This window comes from Halobacteriovorax sp. (genome assembly GCF_041587335.1).
Classification (GTDB): domain Bacteria; phylum Bdellovibrionota; class Bacteriovoracia; order Bacteriovoracales; family Bacteriovoracaceae; genus Halobacteriovorax.
The window spans coordinates 1-4,174 of record NZ_JBFGYP010000189.1; the positions used below are offsets into that span (position 1 = coordinate 1).

At 35.3% G+C, this 4,174-nt stretch carries 6 protein-coding genes; 1 reads left to right on the plus strand and 5 read right to left on the minus strand.

Translation table 11 applies throughout. The features are described 5' to 3' along the window. From ABX784_RS15825 to ABX784_RS15845, 5 genes are all read right to left on the minus strand, one after another. Positions 1-702, minus strand: a 702-nt coding sequence (locus ABX784_RS15825) for an ABC transporter substrate-binding protein (RefSeq protein WP_372656034.1), incomplete at its 3' end; no start/stop codon positions are given. Between the two features lie 122 nt (positions 703-824). Then, complete coding sequence (locus ABX784_RS15830) at positions 825-1,511, minus strand: hypothetical protein (RefSeq protein WP_372656035.1); 687 nt, start codon at positions 1,509-1,511, stop codon at positions 825-827. Positions 1,512-1,554: 43 nt separating this feature from the next. After that, positions 1,555-2,229: a class I SAM-dependent methyltransferase gene (locus tag ABX784_RS15835; protein ID WP_372656036.1), complete on the minus strand. Its 675-nt coding sequence runs from the start codon at positions 2,227-2,229 to the stop codon at positions 1,555-1,557. Between the two features lie 9 nt (positions 2,230-2,238). Further along, positions 2,239-2,742 carry a hypothetical protein gene (locus ABX784_RS15840; protein WP_372656037.1) on the minus strand — a complete coding sequence of 168 codons (504 nt, stop codon included), beginning with the start codon at positions 2,740-2,742 and terminating at the stop codon, positions 2,239-2,241. After that, entirely contained in the window at positions 2,739-3,122 is a 384-nt protein-coding gene (locus ABX784_RS15845) for a hypothetical protein (protein WP_372656038.1), read from the minus strand. Before ABX784_RS15845 ends, ABX784_RS15840 begins: the two co-directional genes overlap by 4 nt. Before the next feature lie 234 nt (positions 3,123-3,356). Between ABX784_RS15845 and ABX784_RS15850 the strand changes: the two genes are divergently transcribed. Next, the coding region (locus ABX784_RS15850; RefSeq protein ID WP_372656039.1) for an MCP four helix bundle domain-containing protein at positions 3,357-4,174 on the plus strand (818 nt) is incomplete at its 3' end.

Sequence of the window (4,174 nt, forward strand, 5' to 3'; positions counted from 1 at the left end):
GATTCTACCAAAGTTGTGCTCTTTAGATCTCGCAGTATCTTTAGCTCCCCACCAACCCTTGTTTCTAACTAGAGTGATGTGCTTTCCTCTTCTGTATCCATCTAACTTATAAGGACCAGTTCCAATAAGAGTTTTGTTAAGCTTTTTCTTTTGCTTATCAGTTGGGTTTTCGTAGATGTGCTTTGGAACTACTGATAGACCAGCAACAACATCAAAGTTTTTGAAGTATTTTTTCTTAGCGATGAACTTGATCTTATTTTTTCCAATAATATCAGCTGAAGAAATATTTTCGTAGTATGGCTTGATTTGAGCCGTCTTATACTTATTTGTTGGATCAACGATTGCATCAAATGAGAACTTTACATCTTCAACTGTTAAAGGCTTTCCATCATGCCACTTAACACCCTCTCTAAGAGTAAAAGTATATTCTGTTCCATCTTTAGAAATCTCCCAGCTTTCAGCTAGTAGCGGTTGCCACTCATATGTATCTGGGTTTCTATCTGCAAGTCCTTCAATGATGTAAGACTGTACTGAAGACGCGTATGCATCAGTAGATGATAGCGGGTTTAGTGTCGTAGGTGCTTGACCAAGGTTATACTTAAAGGTTCCACCTTTAACGGCCTTAGGACTTCCAACTCCAAGAGTTGAGATCGATAAAACTGCGAGCATAAATATCGCAATAAATTTCTTTGTCGTTAGCATTTCTTATCCTTTGCTTTAATTGGCTGGCAGAGCATATATAATCTTGACTGAAATGTTAAGGAACATGTGCCATATTTGCTCTTAAATATGTAATTTTTATGGTGTTTTAGAGGAGTCTGAGGCTATTTTTTGTAGAATAATCTAGGGTCGAGTGACCATCTATCTAATGATAGATTCTCGTCGGAAATCCTATATTTCTGTAACTTAAATTCAATTTCGTTGATTCTTACTTCCAAGCCCTTGTAATTTCTAAGTGCATCGAGTCTATCTTCTTCAAGTGAAGCTAATTCATTTCTCCACTGGGCCTCTAACTTGTCGCGTAAAACCTGGTAGCGACCATTCACCGCGTTAGCTTTTTCAATATGGCTATCTAATTGCTTTTTTCTGGACAATATTTTGCTGGTAAGCGCCATTTTCTTCTTCACAAGGATTTCAATGAGCTCTTTACCCATTGCAATATTATTTTCTAGATCTTCACTAAAGAATTGTAGGTACACTCCTGTGCCCAGAGTCACTCGCGAGGAACAATCGTTCATATTTGGTACTTTTATTAGGAGGTAGTTACTACTCTTTCCTGCGACGTAGGCCCTACAGTGAAAACTAGGATTATGTTGATCCCAAAACTCTACTCTATCTTTTTTGTTAAGATACTTCACATTCTCGAAATCAACTTTGATTCTCACGAGATTGGCCTCCTCACGCAAGTATGATACTCGGCCAGAGAACATTCCCTCATCACTCATTTTTTTATTCTCAGCGAATGAGGCGGATGAAAAAACCATAAATAGAATAGATAAAACAATCTTCATTCTATCATTATCACCCATCATACCATTTTCAGGTAGTAGGTAATTATCTCAAGGGTTTTTGAAGAATTATAGAACTAGTGAATTCTTTTTGATGAAGTGGCTCTTCAAACTTTAAAACTCTTAACTCTGGAAACATAGTAAGTAGCTCAAGTTCCTTTAAAAGGTACTTATCTTCATACTTTTCATTTCCAGGAAGAGTTTTTTGCTTCTTTGTATGAGACTCATAAATAATTATACCACCTGGCTTAAGCCACTTTACGAGGTTCTTATTTAGGCCACGGTCTACATAATAGAATACTAAAATAGCGTCGAAGGAATTCTCTTTAGCTTTAAAGTCGTCCATTGAAGAGACCACTGTATTTATCCTAATTCCATGCTCGCCGGCCAAACGTCGGGCCTTACGAACTGCGATGGCGGAGATATCGACGCCTGTTACGTTATATCCCTTTCTTGCTAGAAAGACTGTATTACGTCCCTCTCCCATTCCGACATCTAAGACTTTTGCGGCCAGTGGAATAAAGTTATAGTTTTCAGCAAGAAATTTTGCAGGAGTTTTTCCATAGAGGTAATCTTCTCCAGAAAATTTCTTATCCCAAAACTGTATACTTTCCTTTTGCTTTCTAACTCCAGATAGTAACTGATATCTATTTCCAGATATAGCTTCTCTAGCAAAGGTTGGTAGTGAAATTAAAGTTGTAATTAAAAGTATTTTTAGCATAGGGATATACTAACTTGAAGTGAGGTCATTTAAAACCTCATCAGACAATTCTTCAAAGTTTTCTTCAACTTCTTCTAGCTGAAAATCAGCTACGGTATCATCCTCGTTATCGTCAAGCTCTACTTGAGCTGGCTCATCTTCAGTTTCACCATCAAAGTAAAGCATTAGAAGATCGTACTTTCGTTTCAAATCCTTAATAAAGAAATGAACTCTATCGTCAACAGTTTGCGGCATATCTTCAGTGGAAGTTAGGTACCACTGCATCTTATCAACAGTTTCGTAAAAATCATCTAAAACAACTATTAGCTCGGGAGAGAGAAACTTCAAATCCCCTATCCCAACTTTATTATACCTAGATCTAAAAACTGCAGGAAAATGTGAACGAGTTCTTTTAAGTGAAAAAATTGTTAGATATTCAACTTCTCTATTTTTGATTCTTTCAAAGAGATTCTTAGCATCTAATCTTATCAAAGTAATAAGACGAGAAACAATTTGTTCCTGACTAATTTTCACATTTTACTCCCGGCATCTGCAGGAAGCTTTGATCTCACTCCTCCAGGCCATGTTAACTTTGTTCTTCTATCTTCATATATAGATAATGCTATTAATTTTACCACTTCTTTGACCTCAACAGGTAGTTGAAAGTAGTGATAGGAATTATTCCTAAAACCTTTGGCCGAGATGTCAGCGATAGCAAAACTAGAGATATCATACAGGCAAAACTTCTTTGCAAGGACCATTCGGTCAAGGAAGCTCTTTCTTGCTCTTAGAAAATTCCCATACTTAGAAATAGTTGAGCTAATAGATATAATATACTCTCTATTGTTATGCTTAATATCTTTAAGTTCTTTTAAAGATACTGGTACTAAAGATATCCCATAATTCTTAAACATATTAGATAGATAGATGTAATCCTCAGACACATTCTTGTCATTTTTCAGATAAAATATAAATATTTCTCGGCTAGAGTTTATCATAAGTACTGTATCGGAATAATTTGAAAGAATTTATAGAGACAGCCTACTCTTTGAAAAATAAAGAATATTTTGCCTCTAAATTATCTCAATAAATTCTTTGCACTTACCGATAATTAGAAAGATTAATTATTTATACGAGGTCCAGATACAATGAAATTAAAAATTCAAACTCAAATTATTACACTAGTGTCCTTTCTCTTTATCTTTCAGGTGATCATCTGTGTAATTGGCTACATTGGTCTAAATAACATGAGTCTCGAACTAGATAGAGTCTTTTCAAAAAGTCTTCCATCTATTGATAACTTGGTTCAAGCAGATAGAGATTTTCAACAATCACTTGTAGCAGAGAGAACATTACTTCTAGAAGGTTTAAATGATGAACAACGTATTGCTCAAGTAAAAGATTACAAGAAAAATAGAAAGCAAGTAATCGACAGGTTTAAAACATATGAAACTCTTGCCGCGACAAAAGAAGAGAAAGAAGTCATAGAGATTTTTAAAAATAAATATAAATCATGGGCAGATATAAGTGATCAATCAATGCCTCTAAGTGAAAATGGATATGAAGGAAGCTTAGCTGACCTTAAGAGAAACTCTCTAAATATTACGGGTCCAGCATTTGAAAGTAGTAGAGACCAATTAGATAAACTTCAAGAAATTATTCTAACAAAAGCACAACTAGACTTTGATGCTGCAAGATCAAATTATAAGAGGGCCCAACTTTTAATGTTCTCTATCCTTGGTGGATGTTTACTTTTTACAATTGCTCTAAGCGTTTACTTTATAAGAAGTATTAAGAGAAAAATTGAAGATACAATCACGAGTGTAACAAGCGAGAGTACTACTTTAAACACAATATCTGGAACACTTGGACAAAGAGCTTCAGACCTTGCTTCGGCATCTCAACAACAATCTGCAAGTGTCACTCAGACATCTTCTTCACTCCATGAAATTTCAGAAATGGTGAA

What these genes read in the sequence shown, in the direction of transcription:
- ABX784_RS15830 (WP_372656035.1), bottom strand. Translation starts at nt 1,511, where the DNA reads ATGAAGATTGTTTTATCTATTCTATTTATGGTTTTTTCATCCGCCTCA.
- ABX784_RS15835 (WP_372656036.1), bottom strand. Translation starts at nt 2,229, where the DNA reads ATGCTAAAAATACTTTTAATTACAACTTTAATTTCACTACCAACCTTT.
- ABX784_RS15845 (WP_372656038.1), bottom strand. Translation starts at nt 3,122, where the DNA reads ATGTTTAAGAATTATGGGATATCTTTAGTACCAGTATCTTTAAAAGAA.